The sequence below is a fragment of the Janthinobacterium sp. JF4 genome, assembly GCF_059617925.1.
The window spans coordinates 1-20,824 of the sequence record NZ_JCAQAV010000052.1 but is presented as its reverse complement, the minus strand read 5'-3'; the positions used below and the strand labels follow the sequence as shown (position 1 = coordinate 20,824).

The following is a 20,824-nucleotide window of genomic DNA, read 5'->3' as shown; positions in this document are numbered from 1 at the left end:
CAAACCGGGGAAGAGGAAGCGCGATGGCAAAGGTTTTCATGGGCGTGCGCCTGCAGCGGCTGCGCGAGGAACGACGCATGACGCAGGTGGCGCTGGCCAAGTCCCTGGGCATCTCGCCCAGCTACCTGAACCAGATGGAGCGCAACCAGCGCCCCTTGACCGTGCCGATTCTGTTGCGCATCGGCACGGTACTGGGGGTCGATCCGCAAATCTTCTCCGAACACGACAGCGCCAGCCTGGTGGCCGACGTGCGCGACGTGTTCGGCGAATTGCCGGACGCGCCGCCCACCTCAATGGCGGAATTGAAAATGCTGGTGGAAAACATGCCGGAACTGGCGCGCTCGATTTTGCTCTTGCAGCGGCGCTACCGGGTGATGGCGGAACGGGCCGATACCTTGGCCGCGCGCCTCGACGACGGCAGCCGCGGCGCCAGCTCGGCGGCCCCGTCCACGGACGAGGAAGTGCGCGAATACCTGAACCGGCGGCAGAACTATATCGATGAGCTGGACCGGGCGGCGGAGCTGGTAGCGGGCGAACTTGACCCGCAGCTGCGCACGCTCGATGCGCTGCAGGGACGCCTGCTGGAACGCCACGGCATTCAGGTGCGCTTGTCCGATGGCGACGCGGGCATGGTGCGCAAGCACCGCTACGATGCCCAGCAACACATCCTGTGGCTGCCCGACACCCTGACGGGCGGCCAGCGCGCCTTCCAGATGGCGGCGCAAATCAGCCTGCTCGAGCACAGCGAGCTGATCGACGCCCTGGTGCTGGCGGCGGGATTGTCCAGCGCGGCCGCGCAAACGAGTGCGCGCCTGGCGTTTTCCAACTATTTCGCGGGCGCCCTGCTGATGCCCTACCAGCGCTTCCTGCAGGCGGCGGAAACGCGCGCCTACGATATCGAGCGCCTGGCGCACCAGTTCGGCGTGGGGTTCGAGGCCGTGTGCCACCGCCTGAGCACCATGCAGCGCCCCGACGCGGCGGGACTGCCCTTCTTCTTCGTGCGCGTCGACCGCGCGGGCAATGTCTCGAAACGCCAGTCGGCCACGGATTTTCACTTTTCCAGGGTGGGCGGCACTTGCCCGCTGTGGATCGTCTACGACGCCTTCAGCCACCCGGGGCAAGTGCTGACGCAAGTGGCCAGCATGCCCGATGGCTGCACGTATTTGTGGATCGCGCGCCAGGTCAGCACGGCATCGCCGGGATTCCGGGCGCCCGGCAAGACCTTTGCCGTGGCGCTGGGCTGCGACATCTCGCAGGCGCACCGGCTGATTTACTCGAAGGGACTCGATTTGCACGACCCGAGCAGCGCCACGCCGATCGGCACGGGCTGCAAGGTGTGCGAACGCCAAAGCTGCCCGCAGCGGGCGTTTCCCTCGCTGCTGGCACCGCCGCCAGCGTCCGCCTGAGTTACTCGACGACCCGGGCGTGCAGCGCGTCGAACTCGCGCGTAAATTGCGCGCGCCAGTCGCGCCGCGTGGATTCATCGATCCAGGCCGCATCGAGGCCATTCAGCATGAAACCGCGCATGTCATCGAGGCCGAAGCCGAATTCGCGCATCATCATCCAGGCGCCCGTCGGCGTCACGTGGTGCAGGGTCGGGTCGTCCGTATTCGGGTGCAGTTTCAAGCCCAGCCTGGCCATGGCGCGGATCGGATGATCGAGCGCCCAGCGCTCGGGCGCCAGGGTGCGCAGATAATACGAATTGGTCGGCACGACCGTAAACACCAGGCCACGCTCCACGCAGCGCCGCGCCAAGTCCGGGTTGTCGACGATCGTGTAGCCATGGTCGACCCGGTCCACCTGCAGTTGCTCGATGGCCATCTCCACGTTCATCCACGGCATGCCGAATTCACCCGCATGCGCCGTGCATCGGAAGCCGGCTTCGCGCGCGGCGCGGTAGGCTTCGATGAAGAGTTCCGGCGGACGGTCGTTTTCCCGGTAGTCGATGCCGATGCCGATCACTTCCGGCGCGCGGTGCGCCTTCATCCATTCCACCATCTGCACGGCTTCCGCAGGACTGGCCTCACGGTCGATGCTGGGGATCAGCCGGCCGATCACGCCGAAGTCGCGCTGCGCGTCGCGGATGGCGGCCACGATGGCGTCCTGCGCCGACTCGTAGCGGATGCCCGACACGCGCACGGTGCCGGTGGGATTCCAGAAGAACTCCGCATAGCGCACGCCATGGCCGTGCACGTCTTCCAGATATTCGTAGGCGAGGCAATACAGGTCCGTGGGCGAGACGATCAGGTGCGCGTCGAGCGCGCGCAGCACGCGCAGCACGCCCACCGGTTTGTCGCCGCGCGTATAGAACGCGTCGATTTCCTCGGGGCTGACGACATTGCCCGTCTTGGCGGCCAGCGCGCGGAAAGTCGATTGGCGCACCGTGCCGAACAGGTGGCAATGCAGCTCCACTTTCGGCATGGCGCGTAAAAACTGTTCGATGCTCAGGGGGGAATTAGACATGAAGCTCGTTTCGTAGTGAAGTGGGTCAGACGAGAATGGCGGCCAGGCGGCGCATCAGCCGTTCGATGGCGGCCGGGCCATCGGCCAGCATCGCCACTTGCGTGTTGATGGCGGCGCGGCGCGGCACGCGAAATTCGCACACCGTCATGCCGCGCGTCAGTTCGCCCGTCAATTCGATGGCCACGTGGGCGCTCTGGAACTGGAACAGCTGCGGCGCTTCCAGGTACAGGGCCACCACCGGGTCGTACATCGGCATGGGCACCGAGCCGTCGGCGCTGCGGATGCGCACATACGCTTCCAGGTAGCCGGCCAGACGCTGCGCGCGCGGCGTGCCGATGGCGCGCAGGCGCGCCACTTCCGCATTCGTCACCAGCAACTGGCGGCACAGGTTCAAGCCGAACATGCGCAGCGGGATGCCAGCCTGGAAGACCTGGGCGGCCGCTTCCGGATCCGCATAGATATTGAATTCGGCCGCCGCCGTGTGGTTGCCCTGGTCGGTCGAGCCGCCCATCAAAATGATTTCAACGATTTTCTCGGCGATGTCGGGCGCGCGGGCCAGCGCGGTTGCGATATTGGTCATCGGCGCAATCGCCATGATGGTGATCTGGCCGGGATACTTGCGCACGGCGGCGATCAGCGCGTCGACGGCGTGGCCGGCTGCGTCGCTGGCCGCGCCAGGCGGCAGGATTTCACCCGTCGTCGGCATGCCGCTGTCGCCGAGGATGCGCTGCGCCGTTTCGATGACGCCGGCCAGCGGCTGCTCGCAGCCGCGATAAATCGGTACCGTCAAGCCGTCATGCGCCTTGATGCGCAAGGCATTGTCGTAGGTGATGGCGACGGGCGCATTGCCCGCCACCACGCTCACGCCCAGCCACGCGATGTCGGGATTGCTGCCAAGCAGCAACATCGTCAGCCAGTCGTCGAAACCGGGATCGGTGTCGAGCCAGATCTTTTTCAAGGCTTGGGTCATGCTGCGTTCCATTCAGAAATCACGCACCCAGCCACAGGGCGCTGTCGGACGGCAGCACGAAGGACACGGCCGTGCCTTCGCGCCAGGCGGCGCCACCGGCCGCGCAGATACCCTTGACCTGGCCCAGCGGCGTTTGCAGCAGGTATTCGACAGTGTCGCCCAGGAAGCCCCGCGCCAGCACGGTGCCCGGATACTGGCCCGCCGCGTCGTCGGCCGCGCAGACGCGCACCTTGTCCGGACGCCAGCCCAGCACCGTGGTGCCGGCAGCGACGGGAGACGCGTACGGCAGGCTGGCGCCCGCGTGGTGCAGCGCGCCGTCGCGGTAATCGAACAGGTTTTCAAAGCCCATGAAGTTGGCGACGAAGCGCGTCGACGGCGTATTGAAGACGGCTTCCGGCGTGGCCAGCTGCTCGATGCGCCCGCCGTTCATGACGACGATGCGGTCGGACAGGGCCAGCGCTTCTTCCTGATCGTGCGTCACGTACAGCATGGTGATGCCCAGCTCGCGCTGGATGCGGCGCAGCTCGGCGCGCATCTGCACGCGCAGCTTGGCGTCCAGGTTCGACAGCGGCTCGTCCAGCAGCAGCAGGGCCGGTTCGACGACGATGGCGCGCGCCAGCGCCACGCGCTGCTGCTGGCCACCGGACATCTGTGCCGGCAAGCGGGTTTCGAAACCGGTCAGTCCCACGGCGGCGATCACGGCTTCCACTTTCGTTTTCAGCAAAGCTGGCGCGACCTTGCGCAGGCGCAAACCGAAGGCGATGTTGTCGTATACATTCAAGTGCGGGAACAGCGCGTACGACTGGAACACCATGCCGATATTGCGCTTGTTCGGCGCCAGCTTGCCGATCTCGCGGCCGTCGAGCACGATGCGGCCCGACTGCAGCGGCATCAGGCCGGCGATGGCGCGCATGGTGGTGGTCTTGCCGCAGCCGCTGGGGCCCAGCAGGGAAATCAGTTCGCCCTGCTCGACGTGCAGGTCCAGGTCTTTCACGGATGTCGTGTTCTTGGCGTAGCCGAGGTTCAGTTTGTGCAGTTCCAGATAACTCATGGTGTGTTGCCTCTTACATGTATTTAGAAATGCCCAGCACCTTCTCGGTCACCATCACGAAGGCCATGGTGAACAAGACCAGCAAGGTCGACAGGGCAGCGATCGACGGATCGAAGCTGTTTTCCATATGCCCCAGCATCTCGATGGGCAAGGTGCTGATGCCGGGACCCGTCAGGAACAGCGAGACGGGCACCTGGTTGAACGAGGTGACGAAGGCGAGGAAGAAGGCGGCGATCACGGCGTTGCGGATGTTCGGCAGCACGATCATGAAGAACGCACGCAGGCGCGACGCGCCCAGGGTGATGGCGGCATCCTCGATATCCACGCGCAAATTCACCAGGCTGGCGTACACCACGCGCACCGAGTACGGGATCAAGAGCGCGATATGGCCAATCAACAGACCCACGTAGACGGGCGCATTGATCGTCAGCACCAGGTGGTGCAGCAAGCCCAGGCCGACCAGGATGGCGGGAATGATCAGCGGCGACGTCAGGATCTGGCGGATGGCGCCGATGCCCGGTGGCGGCATGCGCGAAAACGCATACGCGACGGGTATGCCCAGCAACAGCGCGATGACGGTGGCGATCAGGCCGATCTCCAGGCTGGTCTGGAAGGCGCGGCGGAATTCGGGCGCCGACCACACTTCGATAATCCAGCGCAGCGAATACGACTCGGGCGGGAAGGCCAGCGTTTCGCCGCCGCTAAAACCGGCCAGCACGACGATGGCGAATGGCCCCAGCAGGAACAAAAACACCAGCCACAGGACGGCGCGCGAGAACAAGCTTTCTTTCATACGGAACTCCGGCTCGAGGAAATACGTTTAAGGCCGGCGTTGACCAGCAGGGTCATGCAGACGAGGATGACGGCGATGACGTTCGCGGCACCGAAGTCGCTCTCCACGCTGACCTTCTGGTACAGCAGGGTTTCGAGCATCAGCACCTTGGTGCCGCCCAGCAAGGCTGGCGTCACGTAGGCCGTCACGCAGCCCGTAAACACGAGCGTGCCGCCGACGACCAGGCCTTCCTGCGTCAGCGGCAGGGTGACTTTGCAAAACACTTGCCAGGGATTGGCGCCCAAGGTGGCCGCAGCCGGCTCCACGTCGCGCGGCAGGTTTTCCAGCGCGCCCGCCAGCGACATCAGCATCAAGGGCAGCAGCAGTTGCAGCAGGCCGACAAACACGGCAAATTCGCTGAACAGCAAACGCAGGGGCTCGTCCGTGAAACCCATGTTGACGAGCGCCGCGTTGACGGCGCCATTGCGCCCCAGCAACACGATCCAGGCGTAGGTGCGCGCAATCGGCGAGACCATCAGCGGCAAGATCATCATGCCGACCACCAGCCCGCGCCACTTCGGCGACACGCGCGCCACGGCTTGCGCGGCCGGGTAGCCGAGGATGATGGCCGCCAGCGTCACCAGCGCGGCGATGCGCAGCGTGCGCCAGAAGATGGTGCGGTTGAATTCCTGCGAGAAGAATTCGATGAAGCGCTCAAAACCCCACTGCATGCCGTCGCCGACGCGGAAGGCGTCGACCAGCAAGGCCAGCACGGGCAGCAGGAAGCAGACGACGATGAAGATCAGCGCCGGCAGGACCAGCAGCAGTCCCAGACGCTTTTTTGGATCAGCAAACATGGTGTTTTCTCCTCGTCACCACTATTTGCTCATGGCCTTGTTCCACTGCGTCATCCAGTTCGTGCGCTGCTTGATGATGGTTTCCGGCTTGACGAATTTCAGCGAATTGATCTGGTCGGCGCCATAGGTATTGAATTGCGCGGCGGCGACCGACAGGCGCACGTCCTTGTTGACGGGCGAGTCGACCAGGTTGGTCGCCAGCTGCGTCTGCACTTCCTTGGACAGCCAGAAATCCATCAGCTGGTAGGCCAGGTCCGCATTCTTCGAGCCGGCGACGATGCCCATCACGTTCATGCCGGCCGCCTGGCCTTCGGCCGGGATGCTCCACTTCAGGGGCAGGCCCGTCTTGAGCATTTGCGACCACGTAAAACGCGCCACGGGCGCGGCCCAGATTTCATCCTGGGCGAACAGGGCGGCCAGCTGCGCGCTGTTTTTCGAGAACGTGACGACGTTGCCCTTCATGCCGACGATCTTGGCAAAGCCGGTGGCGTAGTCATCCGTCTTGCCGCCCCAGGCCGCATCGGCCATGCGCAGCATCAGCGGGCCCTGCGTGGTGCTCACGTCGGGAAAGGCCACGCGGCCTTTCAGCTCGGGGCGCCACAGGTCCTTCCAGGACGTCAGCGGGGCGATCTTGTCGCTGCGGTACACCAGGCCGACCGAGTACAAGGTGTAGCCGACGGCGTAGTTGCCGCCGATGGGGTTTTTCGCCACGTCGTACAGGGCCTTGTAATTGCTCAGCTTGGAGTAATCCATGGGCTGGATGACACCCTTTTGCGCCGCTTCCAGCATGCCGGAATCGGACAGCAGCACCAGGTCGATCACCGGGTTCTTGGCGTGCACCACCAGCTTGGCGATGCGGTCCGCATTATTCCCCGTTTCCACCTTGATATCGCAAGCGCATTTGGCCTTGAACGGCTCGTACACATACTTCATGAACAAGGGCTGGGCAATCGGATAGGCCGAAATGACCAGCTCGCGTTTTTCCGCGTGGGCGGCGTTGGCCAGCAAGCCTAGGCTCAACGCCAACATGAGGTGCTTTTTCAAGATGCTTCCTTTCAGGGAACGGCGCTGGGCGACAGCGCCTGTAAAGATAAATCAGTGTCAGAAATAATGTCGCATGCCGACGATCAGGACGCTTTGCGTCTTGCCGCCCGAGGCGCCGAAGCCGAACACGCGGGCGAACGTCGCATCGCCTGCCGCTTTCTGGTAGCTCCAGGTGATGGCGACGTCGGTGCGCTTGGACAGGAAGTAATCAGCCTGGAAGTTGACCTGATGCCATTTCGGCGTCTTGTTGATCACGTCATATTTACCGGTAGTAAAGAAATACGACGCGCCCAGGTTCAACGCTTGCGTCAGCTTGTGGTTCATGTTCAGATCCACGTTTTGCAGGGTCAGATTGCTTTGATCCAGGTAGTGGTAGCGCACGTTGGTGTACAAGGCGCCAAACTTGGTCTTGCCCACATTATAAAAGCCTCCCGTGCCGGCAATGGCCTGGCTGTTCACGCCGGCGCCGCTGACGGCGCTCTTGTTGAAGAGCAACAGGGAACTGCCGTAGTCATTGCCGATGGCGCCATTCGGCGCATCGGGGCTGTTCGGGCGGTCCATCCTGGTGTAGGCGACGGCCCAGCTGAAGGCATCGACCTTGTAGCCGGCGCCCATGCTGTAGACGCGGTTGCGGTTGGAGTCTTCCGGGTTTTCGCCAAAGCCGTACAAGCCCGTGAACGACAAGTTGCTGATGTTCGGGCTGACGTACTTGACGGCATTTTGCACGCGCAGGTTGTTGTAGCCATTGTCGTTGTCGCCGATATGCACGCCGTTACTGGCGATGACCACCGGGCCCAGCAGATCCTTGACGGCTTCGTACTGGCGCCCCAGGGTGAGCGTACCCTTGTCGTTGCTGGACAAACCCACATACGACTGGCGGCCGAACAAGCGGCCACTTTGCGAGGCCGTGCCGGTCATCACGTTAAAACCGTTTTCCAGCACGAAGATGGCCTTGGTGCCGTTGCCCAGGTCTTCCTGGCCGCGGAAACCGATGCGGGGATTCTGATTCGTGCCGCTCAGCGCATGCGTGCGGCTGCCCTTGCCTTCATCCGACACATAGCCGATACCGGCCGACAGCAAGCCATACACTTGCACGCTGCTTTGCGCCTGCGCCTGCGCCTGCGCCGCGCCCTGCGCCGCCAGCAAGCCACCCACTACCATCGTTCCCGTCATCCATTTGTTCATCGCCGCCACCCTAAAAAGAATAAACCCTGAGTTTTTTTGGAATTATTGTATTGATGCGTCCCCTGCATAGCGGCGCCGCCTGGCAAGCGCTTCTCCGAAGATTGTTGCCTTCGAGGCAAGTAAAGACCAGTCCAGAATATGGTAAATTGCGGGATAAGAAAATTTGTTTATTTTTATAAATCCATTACTTTTTCTGATAAGCAACGCCCATGCATGAACTGAGCAAGAAGATTTCCTTACGACATTTGCAAGCGTTTGCCACCCTAGCCCGGGTAAACAGCTTCAGCAAGGCTGCACAGGAATTGTGCGTGACGCAGCCGGCCCTCAGCGCCTCGATCAAGCTGCTGGAAAATCAATTGGGAAAAAAGTTGTTTAACCGCACAACCCACCAGCTGGAACTGACGCGCGAAGGCAAGCTGGCGCTCGATTACGCCACGCATTTATTGAATACGGCGAGCAACACGTTTGCCGATATCCAGCGCGCCATCGGCAGCGGCCGCCACCGCATCCGCATCGGCGCGATCCCCTCGGCCATGGCGATGACGGCCGTGGTGGTGGCGCGCTACTGCGAGCAGCATGGCGATGAAGTGGAAATCGTCCTGTCTGACATGCCCAACGATGGCTTGCTGCACGCCCTGCATTCGGGCCAGCTGGACTTTTGCGTGGGCATCGAGGTGCCCGGTTCCGTGTCGCTGGAAAGCGTGGGCCTGTTCGAAGACGAGCTGGTGCTGGTGACGGCGGGACGCCATGCGCTGGCGCCGCTCAAGGAAGTGCGCTGGGAGCAGCTGGCGGGGCAGGAAATCGTCGTGTTTACCAAGGGCAGCATCTGGGAGTTCGCCTCGAGCGCGCTGCGCCAGCATGGCTTGAGCCCGTCAAGCCTGTACCAGATGATCCACAGCGAGTCGCTGTATGGCGTGGTGCGCGCCGGCATCGCCGTGGGCATCATGCCCAGCCTGTACACGACCTTCCTCAACGACGAGGATCTGCACGTGGCACCGCTGCGCCAACCTACGTGCAAGCGCAAGATCGCCCTGATGCGGCGCAATGAAATCAGCCGCAACCACCATGTGGACGACTGTTTTTCAGCGCTGAGAAAGGATTTGCAGCAGGTCGACCAGTGGTTTTAAGTTAAACCAGGGGCTTAGGCGGGCGCCTTCAGCAGATTCGCCAGGGCTACATACTGCTCCAGCCCCACGGTTTCCGGACGCTTGGTCGGATCGATGCCGGCCGCCTTGATCTGCTCTTCCGTAAACATCCCGGCCAGGCAGTTGCGGATCACTTTGCGGCGCTGCGAGAAGGCCTTCATGACCACCGCTTCCAGCGTGGCCTGGTCGCACGCCAGGCGCTCGGCCACGGGGATCATGCGCACGATGGCCGACTCCACCTTCGGCGGCGGATCGAAGGCCGTCGGCGGCACGATGAACATCAAGGTCATGTCATAGCGCCATTGCAGCATCACGGACAAACGGCCATACGCCTTGCTGCCTGGCTCGGCCACCATGCGTTCGACGACTTCCTTTTGCAGCATGAAATGCTGGTCTTTCACCAGCGGCGCGAAGTCCGCCAGGTGGAACAGCAGCGGGCTGGAAATGTTGTACGGCAAGTTGCCCACGATGCGCAGCTTCTGGCCGGCCGGCACGGGGATTTGCGCAAAATCAAATTTCAGCGCATCGCCCGAATGGATCGTCAGCTTGGCCGGATTGAAGGTCTTTTCCAGACGCACGATCAGGTCGCGGTCCAGCTCGACCACATGCATCTGCTTCAAATGGCGCAGCAACTGCTCCGTCATGGCGCCCAGGCCGGGGCCGATTTCGACCATGGCATCGTCCGGCTGCGGCGCGATGGCAGCCGTGATGTCATCGAGGACGAAGCGGTCATGCAGGAAGTTCTGGCCAAAGCGTTTGCGGGCAACGTGTTTCATAATGTGTTTTCTATCAATGCGGTAAAGCCGGCACAGGCCGGCGGGATCGGTTGAGCAAGCAGCGTCGGGTTACGCCGTGCCGGCTAACCCGACCTACGCTCTATGCTCTGGTCGGGGTACTCGCGCGCAGCATGTCGAGCGCCGTTTGCAGCGCTTGCTCCATGCTGTGGCAATCGGCCAGCCCCAGCCCTTGCGCGGCCAGGTCCAGCGCCGTGCCGTGGTCGACCGAGGTGCGGATCAGCGGCAAGCCCAGGGTGATATTGATGCCGCGCCCGAAGGTCGCGTATTTCAGCACGGGCAAGCCCTGGTCGTGGTACATGGCCAGCACGCAGTCGGCGTCCGCCAGATATTTGTGCTGGAACAAGGTGTCGGCCGGGTACGGCCCGCGCGCATCGATGCCGCGCGCTTGTGCCGCAGCAATCGCCGGGGCGATGACATCGATTTCCTCGCGTCCCAGATACCCGCCCTCGCCCGCGTGCGGGTTCAGGCCGGTGACCACGATGCGCGGCGCGGCGATGCCGAATTTCCGTTGCAGATCAAGCTGAATGATATCCAGGGTGACGGCCAGGCTATCCATGGTGATGGCGGCGGACACGTCCTTCAATGGCAGATGCGTGGTGGCCAGCGCCACGCGCAGGGTCGGTTCGCCATGGCCGGGTTCGCCGGCCAGCATCATCACCACTTGCGGCGTGCCGGTTTTTTCTGCCAGGTATTCCGTATGGCCGGAAAAGGCCACGCCGGCGTCGTTGATCGTGCTCTTTTGCAAGGGCGCCGTGACCATGGCGCCAAACCAGCCGGCCTGGACGCCTTCCACGGCCGCGTCCAGGGTCGCGAGCACGGAGCGCCCGTTTTCCTTGTCGAGCACGCCAGGGATGACGTTGTTAACAGTGGGAATATCGATCACGGCAAGGCGGCCCGGTCCGAACTGGGGCAGGCCGCTGTTGCGCACGGCTTGCAGCGACAGCGCCGCCAGGCGGATCTCCGGATCGATCAGGCTGGCCGTCAGCGCCAGGAAGGCGGCGTCGCCCAGCAGGATGCAGTTGACTTCATTGCGCATGGCCCAGGCCGCGCGTATGGAGATTTCCGGGCCGACACCGGCCGGTTCGCCACAGGTAATGGCGATGGCCGGACGACGTGCAAGGGGCAAGTTACTCATGCGCAATGAATCTGCAGCATTACTGGTCGTCCGCGCGGAATTCGACGTAGGCACGGTCGCGCACTTCGCGCGCCCAGTTTTCCGTCGCTTCTTCCAGCTTGCGTTCGCGTAAGGCATTGCGCGCAGCGGCGCGCTGTTTCTCTTTCGAGACGTCATCGCTCTTGCGTTCCAGCACTTCGATCAGGTGGAAGCCAAAGCTCGATTCGATCGGCTCGCTCACTTCGCCCGGTTTCAGCGCATTCATCGCCGTTTCGAATTCCGGCACGGTGTCGCCTGGATACAACCAGCCCAGGTCGCCACCCTTGGCCGCCGAACCATCGTTCGAGAACAAGCGGGCCAGGTCTTCGAACTTGGCGGCCTTGTTATCGAGACGCTCTTTCAATTCCAGCAATTTGCGCTTGGCTTCGGCCGCCGGCAAGGTCGGCGTTATCTTCAGCAAGATATGGCGGGCATGCGTCTGCTGCACGGCGGCGACGGCTTGCGCTTCGGCCGCGCTGCGGCGATCCACCAGTTTGAGGATATGGAAACCGGTGTTGCTCTTGATGATGGGCGTGATCTGGCCCGGTTTCAGTTTCAGCAACTGTTCCGTGAACAGGGGCGGCACGCGGTCGCTATGGCGCCAGCCGATATCGCCGCCGCTCAGCGCATCGCTGGCGTCGGAATAGGTAGCGGCCATCTTGGCGAAATCGGCGCCCGTGCGCAGCTGGCGGCTGACTTCTTCGGCGCGCGCGCGGCGCGCGGCGATCTGTTCTGGGCTGGAGTTTTCCGGAATGCGCACGAGAATCTGCGCCAGGTTCAGTTCCACCTGTTCGCTGGCAGCCGCTTTTTCCGCTTCCAGGAAGTTGTCCACTTCGGAATCGGAAATCTGGATCTTGGCGTCGACTTCATGCTCGCGCAGACGCTGCATGATGATTTCATCACGGATTTCTTCGCGGAAGGTCGCAAACGGCGTACCTTCTTTTTCCATCTGGTTGCGCAACTCTTGCACCGTCATTTTTTGCTGTTCAGCAATGCGGCCAATCGCGCGGTCCAGGGTCAGGTCATCCACGCGCACGCCCATTTCCTTGGCCAGCTGCATTTGTGCACGTTCAACAATCATGCGTTCGAGCAATTGACGACGCAGGTCGGCAGGATCGGGCAAGGGCACGTTCTGCGCCTTCATGCGCTGCTCCACGCTCTTGATGCGGGCCGCCACTTCATTGCGCGTGATCACCTCGTCATTGACGACGACGGCGATGGAATCGATGGTCTGGCCACTGCTCGAGGCCGGTGGAGTGAATCCCTTGGCCGGTGCCGCGGCAGCGGGCTTGGCGACAGGCGCTGGCGCAGCCTGTTGCGCCCAGACACTACTGGTCGTGGCGCCGGAAATGGCGCACAACAAAACCGTTGCAATTTTGAGTTGGTGCATACTGGCATTACGCATAATGTGTAGAGCGCTCATGAGTTCAGGTGAATAAAAAAACCGGTTTGTGCCAGCGCCGGGAACACCGGCGGCGGCAACGGTGCCTATCTTAACGGAGTGGCTGGCTCAGTGTCTGGTAACCGGGGATGGTTTTTGTAAAAGTTTCCAGGCCATTCGCGCCCAGCCCCAGACCATTCGACAAGCCCGTCAATTCCAGCTGGAAGAAGATCGGCGTCGAGACAGTCTTGTTCGTCGTCACGAAACGTTGCGCGCCCATGCGGAACACCCAGCAGTCACCCTTGTATTCCAGGCCGACCAAGCTTTCCAGCATGCTGCGATCCTTCACCGAGTAACTGATGCGGCCCACGCCATACAGGCGCTCCGTCAGCGGCCATTGGGTCGACACTTCCACATTGCGCCAACCATTAGCTCCACGCTGAAAACGATTGCCAAAATTCAATACTTTCTTGGCACCGGGCTGATATTGCAAGGTGTAGTTGTAGTTCATCAACTGGCGATCGCTGGGATTGTACTGCACCAGGCTGTCGGCGGTCCAAGTCTCGGACACGCGGCCCGTTGCCGCCAGCAGGATATCCGAACGCGACTGGTTGACGGGCGTGCTCGAATCGAGTTGCACGCGCTGGTCGGCAAAGTAGAAACGCTGGCCGAAGGTCAGGCGCATGCGCTCGGTGCCGTCGGCCTGCAGGAAACGCGATACCAGGGCTGCCGTGACCTGGTTGGCATCGCCGATGCGGTCGCTGCCGACAAAACGGTTTTCCGTGAAGATCTGCGTCAGGTTGAACGTGCCAGCGGCCGTATCGAATTTCGGAAATTGCGACTGGTCGCGGTACGGCGTGTAGACGTAGTACAGGCGCGGCTCCAGGGTTTGCGTGCCGCCCTTGGCGCCAAACAGATTCGTGTCGCGTTCAAACACCAGGCCGCTGTCGACCGAGAAAGTCGGCACGGCGCGCGTAAACGACGTATCCGCAAACTTCGCCTTGGTCCTGGCGTCGTTATCGAGCTGATACGCACTGGCATTGAGCATCAGCTTGGGCGTGATGAAGTAGCCAGGACGCACGATGGGGAAACTCACCTGCGGCACGGCCACGAGGCGCGACCCTTGCACCTCGGTCGGGTGGGCGAAACGCGTCGCCTCCGCGTCGAAGGTCCAGTCGAAGCCGCCCCAGACGTCGTATTTGCCAGCATGGAAGTTCACCGCCGGCAAGCGGTCATACGGCCGCGGCACGGTCACCGCGGGATCGGGATCCTGCAGCACCTGGTAATTCTGCACGCGCGCCGTCAGGCTCCAGTCCTCGGTGCGGTAATCGGTGCGCAATTCGCGCAGCAACTGGCGCTCGGTGGCGGTGGCGACGGTTTTCGAAAAGTCGTTCGGGTAATTATTGTCGGACGCCTCGCGCAGATCCCAGCTGTAGCTCCAGCCCTTGGCCAGCGCCTGCTCATGCTTGGACTTGATCATGTAGCGGTTGGTCTTGGTCTGCTTGTCGTTAGGCAAGAACTCAAACGACGTTTCGCCCTGGTACAGGCCCGCATCCGTCTCGCCCATGTAGCGGCCCGTCGCACCAAGCTGGATGCCGCGCCGCTGTATATAGCGCGGGAACAGGGTCAGGTCGCGGTTCGGCGCGATGTTCACGTAATACGGCATCAGCAGCTCGAAACCGTTCTTCGAAGCAAAGCCCGGCGTGGGCGCCAGCCAGCCCGAGCGGCGCGCGCCCGACAGCGAAAACGAGATGCCCGGCGTGCCCAGGATCGGCACGTCCTTGAAATAGATGATGGTCTTGCTGCCGGTGCCCACGTCGCGGCCCGTATCGAGGTTCAAGGTGCTCGATTTCAGGTACCAGTCCGGATTCGGCCCTTCGCAGGTACTGTACGTGCCGTCAATGACAGTGGCTTCGTCGGGGTTGATGAAGTCGACCCGCTCGGCCTTGCCCTGGCCGCCGCCCACTTCGAAGCGGTACGTCGGATTGAGCAGAAAACCCTTGCCGGTCTCCATGTTCAGCTTCAAGACATCGCCCGTGTAGTAATCACCGAAACGCCACATCTTGATATGGCCCTCGGCGTCGAACTGATCTTCAACTTGTTTGTAACAAGCTGTATCTGCCGTCATTTTTGTGGTTTTTCCGCGCTCAATCACGACATTTTTATCGAGATTGATCTCCCTTTCGGGTCGTCCGTTCATGCTGTTCGCCGTCATGACGGTGGGCGCGTCGGGATCTTCCACATGAACCGGACGCGGTGCTTTCTGGGCGTGAACAGGCACCGTCGTAGCGGCGACGAGCGCGCTGATGGCGAAAGCCCAGCGCTGCGAAGGGGGGGAGGCCGAAAACCAGCTCATGAATTGGAAGGGGCAAGCACCATGACAGGCGATTTTTTGATTTGAATCCCTTATTATATGGGAATCTGCACCATCAACCCGATTCCACAGGCCGCTTAATGTCATTCTCCCCCAATTCCTCCACCGCGCCGGCCTCCGCCGACGCTCGCCTGACCCTGTTGAAAGCCTGGTTGACCTCGCTTAACCTCGTCGCGCCCGAATCCGCCCGCCCCGCTTCCAGCGATGCGAGCTTCCGCCGCTACTACCGTCTCGATGTGCTGCCAGGCAATACAATATTGCCAGGAAGTACACTGATTGCCATGGATGCGCCGCCCGAGCGCGAAAATGTGCCCGCCTTTATCAAGGTGGCCGGCTTGCTGAAAGGCGCTGGCGTGTCCGTGCCCGAGATCATCGCGCAAGACCTGGACCATGGCTTCCTGCTGCTCTCCGACCTGGGCACGACCACCTATCTCGACGCCCTGAACCACGACAACGCCAGCGTGCTGTACGCCGAAGCGCTCGAGTCGCTGATGAAAATCCAGCTGGCCAGCCAGCCCGACGTCTTGCCCGAATTCGACCGCGCCTTCATCCTGCGCGAAATGCATCTGTTCCCGGAATGGTTTATCGGCAAGCACCTGGGCGCCACCTTGACGGATGTGCAACAAACCCAGCTGGACAAGGTCTTCGAAGCCATCACGGCGAATATCTTGTCGCAGCAGCAAGTGTTCATGCACCGCGACTACCACTCGCGCAATTTGATGCACATCAACGATGGTTCCATCTCCAATCCCGGCATCCTCGACTTCCAGGACGCCGTCTTCGGTCCCGTCACCTACGACATCGCCTCGCTGCTGCGCGACGCGTATATCCAGTGGGATGAAGAACTGGTGCTCGACTGGGTGATCCGCTACTGGCAGCGCGCCAAGCAGCTGGGCTTGCCCGTGAATCCCGACATCGACGCCTTCTACCGCGATTTCGAGTTCACGGCCCTGCAGCGCCACCTGAAAATTCTCGGCCTGTTCGCGCGCCTGAATTACCGCGACGGCAAGGATCTGTACATGGGCGACCTGCCAACCGTGCTCGACTACGTGCGCAAGACGGCCAACCGCTATACGGAACTCAAGCCGCTGGTGCGTCTGCTCGATGCGCTGGAAAACAAGACGCCGCAAGTCGGCTACACTTTTTAATCGGCGCACCTGACCCGTCCGCTGCGGGGCCACGGCCCCGCCTTTCACTTATTGCACAGAAAACGAGTTCCACCATGAAAGCCATGATCTTTGCCGCAGGCCGCGGTGAACGGATGCGTCCGCTTACCGATACCTGTCCCAAACCGCTGCTGAAAGTGCGCGGCCGTCCGCTGATCGTCTGGCATGTGCTGAACCTGGTGCGCGCCGGCATCACGGACATCGTCATCAACCATTCGCACCTGGGCTACCAGATCGAGGAAACCCTGGGCGACGGCAGGGCATATGGCGCGCGCATCGCGTATTCGCCCGAGACCACGCCGCTGGAAACGGCGGGCGGCATCGCCCAGGCGCGCCACCTGCTGGGCGAGGAACCATTTCTCGCCATTTCCGGCGACATCTATTGCCCGTATTTCGACTTCAAGCAGGTCCTCGACGTGCTGGCCGACAAGGATGTGCTGGGCACGCCGTATCCGGCCGACCAGCGCGACATCGCCTGGACCTATCTGGTGCCCAATCCCGACTTCCATCCCAAAGGCGACTTCGGCCTGACCTTGTTCGCGATCAACAATACGGACGACATCAAGTGGACCTTCGCCAATATCGGCGTGTACCGTCCCGAGATGTTCGATGGCATCACGCCCGGCAGCCACGCCAAACTGGGCGATTTGCTGCGCCGGTACGCGGACCAGGGCCGCGTGGGCGGCGAAGTCTATCCGGGCGAGTGGACGAATGTGGGCACGCCGCAGCAACTCGACGCGCTCAATGGCGTCACGGCCAAGGCCAGCGCAACATGATGGCCAACTACGCGGCCCGGCGCGCGGCGCTGCTGGCGCAGATGCTGCCGGGCAGCGTGGCCATCCTCGCCACGGCGCCCGAAGTGCCGCGCAACAGCGATTGCGATTATCCGTATCGCCACGACAGCTATTTCTATTACCTGAGCGGCTTTACGGAACCCGACAGCGCCGTGGCCCTGGTGGCCGCCAGCGCCACGGCACCGGCGCGCGCCATCCTGTTTTGCCGCGCCAAGAACACGGAGCGCGAAATCTGGGACGGTTTCCGCCACGGCCCCGAGGCGGCGCGCGCCAGCTTCGGCTTTGACAGCGCCTTCCCCATCGAGGAACTCGACGTGGAAATGACGCGCCTGCTGGCCGACGCCCCCGCCATTTACTACGCGCTGGACGCCAGCCTCGATGCGCAAGTCAAGGTCTGGCGGCACAACGTGCGGCAAAAGGCCCGCAGCGGCGTCACGGCGCCCGCCATCGCGCATGACATCCATGGCATGCTCGACGCCATGCGCCTGCTGAAAGACACCGAGGAACAGCAGCTGATGCGCCGCGCGGCCGCCATTTCCAGCGCGGCCCACGTACGCGCCATGCACGCCACGCGGCCCGGCATGCACGAATACGCGCTCGAAGCGGAGCTGCTGTACGAATTTCGCCGCAGCGGCGCGCAGTTCCCCGCGTATTCCTCCATCGTGGCCGGCGGCGGCAACGCCTGCATCCTGCATTACAGCGCCAACAACGCGGCATTAAACGACGGCGAGCTGGTGCTGATCGACGCCGGCTGCGAACTCGATGGCTATGCCTCCGACATCACGCGCACCTGGCCCGTCAACGGTCGTTTCAGCGGCCCGCAGAGGGCGCTGTATGAACTGGTGCTGGCCGCGCAACAGGCGGCGCTGGACATGGTGCGCCCCGGCTTGCCACACAGCGCCATCCACGAAGCGGCCGTGCAGGTGCTGGCTCAGGGCATGCTGGATTTGCAATTGCTGGACCGGCAAAAAAGCGGCAGCGTTCAGGATGTCATCGCCGACAAGGCCTATATGCCCTTCTACATGCACGGCACCAGCCACTGGCTGGGCATGGACGTGCACGACGTGGGTGCCTACCGCGACACGGGTGCCCCCGGCAAGCCGTGGCGCGCTTTGGCACCGGGCATGGTGCTGACGGTGGAACCGGGCATCTATGTGCGCCCCGGCGCGGGCGTGCCGGAGCAGTTCTGGCATACGGGCATCCGCATCGAAGACGATGTGCTGGTCACGCCGCAAGGCCATGAGGTCTTCAGCACGGCGCCCAAGAGCGTCGCTGAAATCGAACAACTGATGTCACAGGATTAACGCCGCCGCATGCATACACCGTCCACTTTCGATCTCGCCATCTGCGGCGCCGGCCCCGTCGGCATGGCGCTGGCCGCCCTGCAGGTGCAGCGCGGCAGCCGCGCCGCCGGCATCGCCCTGCTCGACGCCAAATCCATCGAGCAAGCCAGGCGCGACCCGCGCACCATCGCCCTGTCGCACGGCAGCCGCCAGATTCTCGAGGAAGCGGGCGCCTGGCCCGTGGAGGCGACACAGATCCACCAGATTCACGTCTCGCGCCGCGGCCAGTTCGGGCGCAGCCTGATGGACCGCGACGAGCATGGCGTCGAGGCGCTCGGCTATGTGGCCCGCTACGGCGCCGTCGTCAGCGCGCTGGCCGACGTGTGCGAGCGCCTGGGCGTGGCCAGCCTGCGCCCGGCCCTGGTCACGGGCAGCGTGGAAGACGCCGATGGCGTCAGCGTGCAGATCGAGCAGGCTGGTGCCGTGTCGGGCTTGCGCGCCAGCCTGCTGGTGCAAGCCGAGGGCGGCCTGTTCGGCCAGCAGCAGGAACGCGCCGTCAGCCGCGATTATGGCCAAAGCGCCATCATCGCCCATGTGCGCACCAGCGATCCCATCGCCCACCGCGCGTATGAGCGCTTCACCGACGAAGGCCCGCTGGCCCTGCTGCCGCAGGACGACGGCTACGCGCTGGTGTGGTGCGTGCCGCCCACGCGCGCCGAACAATTGCTGGCCCTGGACGATGCGGCCTTCCTGGCGCGCCTGGGCGCCGCCTTCGGCAGCCGCCTGGGACGCTTTAGCCACGCGACGGCGCGCCTGGCCTATCCGCTGGGCCTGAACGCCCAGGCGCGCGGCACGCCGCGCACGGTCGCCATCGGCAATGCGGCGCAAACCCTGCATCCGGTGGCGGGACAAGGCTTGAACCTGGGCTTGCGCGACGCCGCCGTGCTGGCCCGCGTGCTGGCGCAGGACAGCAGCCCGGCCGGGCTGGAACGCTACGCCAGCCTGCGCCAGGGCGACCGGGGGCTGACCGTGCGCGTCACCGACACCATGGCGCGCATCTTCACCGGCAGCGCAGCCACGCAAGGCTTGCTGGGCCTGTCGCTGGGCTTGCTGGATGCCTTCCCGCCCGCGCGCAAGGAGCTGGCGGAACTGATGATGTACGGCCGCCGCTGAGGGCGCACAGGGGGCCATGGCGTTGTTGCCATGCCTTGTCGTACTGTGATCGTACTGCCTTCGGCAAGGCGCCTAGCCCTGGCTCCCTGTGCAACCCCCAGCAGTAACGAGCAGGCACGGGCGAAAAAGAAACAGGCGGGCGATCCGGCATGGAGTAAACAGCCTGCGGATGCGACAATGTCTGTCACCTGGCTTTCGGCGACCGTTCCATGACAGATGCTTTGCCCGCAGCACCGCCTGCCGCTCTTCCCGAAGTACTCTTTTCCCGCCTCCTGGAAGACGCCCTCGACGCCGTCATCATCATCGATGAACATTGCCGCATCCGCTATATCAATGGCGCCATGCAGGCACTATCGGGCTATGCCAGCGGGGAATTGCTGGGCCAGACCCTGAACGGCCTGCTGCCCGACGCCGTCGGCGCGCAGCACGACAACCACGTGATCAACTACATCCGCAGCTCGCGCAGTTCCAGCGTGCTGGGGAAGATCCGCGAATTCGCCATCCGCCACCGCGACACGCAAATGATCCCCATCGAAATGAAGGCGCTGGACCTGGGCGTGGTCGACGGCATGCGCTATTTCGGCGCCTTCTTGCTCGACGTGCGCGAACGGCGCGAACTGGCGGCAAAGAACGCCAGCCTGCTGGCGCAGCTGGAACAGCAGGCGTTGCACGATGCGCTGACGTCGCTGCCCAACCGGCGCGCCTATGAAGCGCATGCCGAGCAGGCGATGGCGCGCGCGGCGCGCAGCGGCGCCGCCCTGAGCGTGGGCGTGGCCGACCTCGACCACTTCAAGAAGATCAACGACCGCTATGGCCATGCCGTGGGCGACGCCGTGCTGCGCACGGTGGCGCAGGCGCTGCGCGACACGGGACGCATCACCGACGTGGCGGCGCGCCTCGGTGGCGAGGAGTTTGGCCTGCTCTTCCCCGACGCCAGCGTGCAGCAGGCATACCAGGTGGCCGAACGCATCCGCGCAGCCGTGGCAGCGGCGGTCACCGTGCTGCCCGACGGCGGCCCGTTGCACGTGACCATCAGCATCGGCGTGGCGCCGCTGGTGCAAGGCGCCAGCCTGGACGCGGCCATATCGGATGCCGACAAGGCCCTGTATGTCGCCAAGCGCCAGGGACGCAACCAGGTCGTCGCGGCAGCGGCAGTCCAATAAAAAAGGCTATGTCACCGTCAGATGTGGGAACGCTCCCAGCGTTGCTTTCAATA

The 20,824-nt window shown here is 63.2% G+C and carries 18 protein-coding genes; 7 read left to right on the top strand and 11 right to left on the bottom strand.

Annotation, left to right across the window (positions count from 1 at the left end):
• Nucleotides 1–23: 23 nt before the first annotated feature.
• On the top strand, nt 24–1,406 hold the full coding sequence (locus AC54AF_RS24725; protein WP_131689458.1) for a short-chain fatty acyl-CoA regulator family protein: 1,383 nt from the start codon (nt 24–26) through the stop codon (nt 1,404–1,406).
• 1 nt (nt 1,407) lies between these two features.
• On the opposite strand, the gene AC54AF_RS24720 is transcribed toward AC54AF_RS24725, so the two are convergent.
• Genes AC54AF_RS24720 through AC54AF_RS24690 form a run of 7 tightly spaced genes read right to left on the bottom strand, consistent with a single transcriptional unit; the run spans nt 1,408 to nt 8,342 of the window.
• Nucleotides 1,408–2,463, bottom strand: coding sequence for an adenosine deaminase family protein (locus tag AC54AF_RS24720; RefSeq protein WP_496638680.1), 1,056 nt, complete (start codon nt 2,461–2,463; stop codon nt 1,408–1,410).
• A 25-nt stretch (nt 2,464–2,488) separates the two neighbouring features.
• Entirely contained in the window at nt 2,489–3,433 is a 945-nt protein-coding gene (locus AC54AF_RS24715; protein ID WP_496638679.1) for a nucleoside hydrolase, read from the bottom strand.
• 19 nt (nt 3,434–3,452) lie between these two features.
• Nucleotides 3,453–4,484 carry an ABC transporter ATP-binding protein gene (locus AC54AF_RS24710; RefSeq protein WP_496638678.1) on the bottom strand — a complete coding sequence of 344 codons (1,032 nt, stop codon included), beginning with the start codon at nt 4,482–4,484 and terminating at the stop codon, nt 3,453–3,455.
• A 13-nt stretch (nt 4,485–4,497) separates the two neighbouring features.
• Complete coding sequence (locus tag AC54AF_RS24705; protein WP_034778814.1) at nt 4,498–5,277, bottom strand: ABC transporter permease; 780 nt, start codon at nt 5,275–5,277, stop codon at nt 4,498–4,500.
• A complete protein-coding gene (locus AC54AF_RS24700) occupies nt 5,274–6,113 on the bottom strand; it encodes an ABC transporter permease subunit (protein ID WP_131689454.1) in 840 nt (279 codons plus the stop codon). Before AC54AF_RS24700 ends, AC54AF_RS24705 begins: the two co-directional genes overlap by 4 nt.
• Before the next feature lie 21 nt (nt 6,114–6,134).
• On the bottom strand, nt 6,135–7,157 hold the full coding sequence (locus tag AC54AF_RS24695) for an ABC transporter substrate-binding protein (RefSeq protein ID WP_496638677.1): 1,023 nt from the start codon (nt 7,155–7,157) through the stop codon (nt 6,135–6,137).
• A gap of 57 nt (nt 7,158–7,214) precedes the next feature.
• The gene (locus AC54AF_RS24690; RefSeq protein WP_496638676.1) at nt 7,215–8,342 is read right to left on the bottom strand and encodes a porin; all 1,128 of its coding nucleotides are present in this window, start codon (nt 8,340–8,342) and stop codon (nt 7,215–7,217) included.
• Between the two features lie 209 nt (nt 8,343–8,551).
• On the opposite strand from AC54AF_RS24690, the gene AC54AF_RS24685 reads away from it, so the two are divergent.
• Nucleotides 8,552–9,469, top strand: coding sequence for a LysR substrate-binding domain-containing protein (locus tag AC54AF_RS24685; RefSeq protein WP_131689453.1), 918 nt, complete (start codon nt 8,552–8,554; stop codon nt 9,467–9,469).
• 14 nt (nt 9,470–9,483) lie between these two features.
• On the opposite strand, the gene rsmA is transcribed toward AC54AF_RS24685, so the two are convergent.
• From rsmA to AC54AF_RS24665, 4 genes are all read right to left on the bottom strand, one after another.
• The gene (gene rsmA, locus AC54AF_RS24680) at nt 9,484–10,263 is read right to left on the bottom strand and encodes a 16S rRNA (adenine(1518)-N(6)/adenine(1519)-N(6))-dimethyltransferase RsmA (RefSeq protein ID WP_298402914.1); all 780 of its coding nucleotides are present in this window, start codon (nt 10,261–10,263) and stop codon (nt 9,484–9,486) included.
• Nucleotides 10,264–10,363: 100 nt separating this feature from the next.
• Nucleotides 10,364–11,419, bottom strand: a complete 1,056-nt coding sequence (gene pdxA / locus AC54AF_RS24675) for a 4-hydroxythreonine-4-phosphate dehydrogenase PdxA (protein ID WP_496638675.1) — start codon at nt 11,417–11,419, stop codon at nt 10,364–10,366.
• Nucleotides 11,420–11,438: 19 nt separating this feature from the next.
• Nucleotides 11,439–12,827 (bottom strand): peptidylprolyl isomerase, encoded by a 1,389-nt coding sequence (locus AC54AF_RS24670; protein ID WP_496638674.1) that lies wholly within the window; start codon nt 12,825–12,827, stop codon nt 11,439–11,441.
• 103 nt (nt 12,828–12,930) lie between these two features.
• Nucleotides 12,931–15,174, bottom strand: a complete 2,244-nt coding sequence (locus AC54AF_RS24665) for an LPS-assembly protein LptD (protein ID WP_496638673.1) — start codon at nt 15,172–15,174, stop codon at nt 12,931–12,933.
• Nucleotides 15,175–15,272: 98 nt separating this feature from the next.
• Here AC54AF_RS24665 and AC54AF_RS24660 point away from each other — a divergent pair, with 98 nt between their 5' ends.
• The 5 genes from AC54AF_RS24660 to AC54AF_RS24640 all read left to right on the top strand — a co-directional run bounded on the left by AC54AF_RS24660 (nt 15,273) and on the right by AC54AF_RS24640 (nt 20,771).
• Nucleotides 15,273–16,340 (top strand): aminoglycoside phosphotransferase family protein, encoded by a 1,068-nt coding sequence (locus tag AC54AF_RS24660; RefSeq protein WP_496638672.1) that lies wholly within the window; start codon nt 15,273–15,275, stop codon nt 16,338–16,340.
• A 74-nt stretch (nt 16,341–16,414) separates the two neighbouring features.
• On the top strand, nt 16,415–17,134 hold the full coding sequence (gene murU / locus AC54AF_RS24655; protein WP_496638671.1) for an N-acetylmuramate alpha-1-phosphate uridylyltransferase MurU: 720 nt from the start codon (nt 16,415–16,417) through the stop codon (nt 17,132–17,134).
• On the top strand, nt 17,134–18,456 hold the full coding sequence (locus AC54AF_RS24650; protein WP_496638690.1) for an aminopeptidase P N-terminal domain-containing protein: 1,323 nt from the start codon (nt 17,134–17,136) through the stop codon (nt 18,454–18,456). Before murU ends, AC54AF_RS24650 begins: the two co-directional genes overlap by 1 nt.
• 9 nt (nt 18,457–18,465) lie before the next feature.
• Entirely contained in the window at nt 18,466–19,608 is a 1,143-nt protein-coding gene (locus AC54AF_RS24645) for an FAD-dependent monooxygenase (RefSeq protein ID WP_496638670.1), read from the top strand.
• 209 nt (nt 19,609–19,817) lie between these two features.
• A complete protein-coding gene (locus AC54AF_RS24640) occupies nt 19,818–20,771 on the top strand; it encodes a GGDEF domain-containing protein (RefSeq protein ID WP_496638669.1) in 954 nt (317 codons plus the stop codon).
• Nucleotides 20,772–20,824 lie beyond the last annotated feature (53 nt).

Bases quoted from the DNA above. Each gene is read 5' to 3' on its own strand.
- AC54AF_RS24645 (WP_496638670.1), top strand. From the start codon at position 18,466: ATGCATACACCGTCCACTTTCGATCTCGCCATCTGCGGCGCCGGCCCC.
- AC54AF_RS24715 (WP_496638679.1), bottom strand. From the start codon at position 3,433: ATGACCCAAGCCTTGAAAAAGATCTGGCTCGACACCGATCCCGGTTTC.
- AC54AF_RS24665 (WP_496638673.1), bottom strand. From the start codon at position 15,174: ATGAGCTGGTTTTCGGCCTCCCCCCCTTCGCAGCGCTGGGCTTTCGCC.
- AC54AF_RS24685 (WP_131689453.1), top strand. From the start codon at position 8,552: ATGCATGAACTGAGCAAGAAGATTTCCTTACGACATTTGCAAGCGTTT.
- AC54AF_RS24670 (WP_496638674.1), bottom strand. From the start codon at position 12,827: ATGCACCAACTCAAAATTGCAACGGTTTTGTTGTGCGCCATTTCCGGC.
- murU (WP_496638671.1), top strand. From the start codon at position 16,415: ATGAAAGCCATGATCTTTGCCGCAGGCCGCGGTGAACGGATGCGTCCG.
- pdxA (WP_496638675.1), bottom strand. From the start codon at position 11,419: ATGAGTAACTTGCCCCTTGCACGTCGTCCGGCCATCGCCATTACCTGT.
- AC54AF_RS24690 (WP_496638676.1), bottom strand. From the start codon at position 8,342: ATGAACAAATGGATGACGGGAACGATGGTAGTGGGTGGCTTGCTGGCG.
- AC54AF_RS24640 (WP_496638669.1), top strand. From the start codon at position 19,818: ATGACAGATGCTTTGCCCGCAGCACCGCCTGCCGCTCTTCCCGAAGTA.
- AC54AF_RS24725 (WP_131689458.1), top strand. From the start codon at position 24: ATGGCAAAGGTTTTCATGGGCGTGCGCCTGCAGCGGCTGCGCGAGGAA.
- AC54AF_RS24660 (WP_496638672.1), top strand. From the start codon at position 15,273: ATGTCATTCTCCCCCAATTCCTCCACCGCGCCGGCCTCCGCCGACGCT.
- AC54AF_RS24650 (WP_496638690.1), top strand. From the start codon at position 17,134: ATGGCCAACTACGCGGCCCGGCGCGCGGCGCTGCTGGCGCAGATGCTG.
- AC54AF_RS24710 (WP_496638678.1), bottom strand. From the start codon at position 4,484: ATGAGTTATCTGGAACTGCACAAACTGAACCTCGGCTACGCCAAGAAC.
- AC54AF_RS24720 (WP_496638680.1), bottom strand. From the start codon at position 2,463: ATGTCTAATTCCCCCCTGAGCATCGAACAGTTTTTACGCGCCATGCCG.
- AC54AF_RS24700 (WP_131689454.1), bottom strand. From the start codon at position 6,113: ATGTTTGCTGATCCAAAAAAGCGTCTGGGACTGCTGCTGGTCCTGCCG.
- rsmA (WP_298402914.1), bottom strand. From the start codon at position 10,263: ATGAAACACGTTGCCCGCAAACGCTTTGGCCAGAACTTCCTGCATGAC.
- AC54AF_RS24705 (WP_034778814.1), bottom strand. From the start codon at position 5,277: ATGAAAGAAAGCTTGTTCTCGCGCGCCGTCCTGTGGCTGGTGTTTTTG.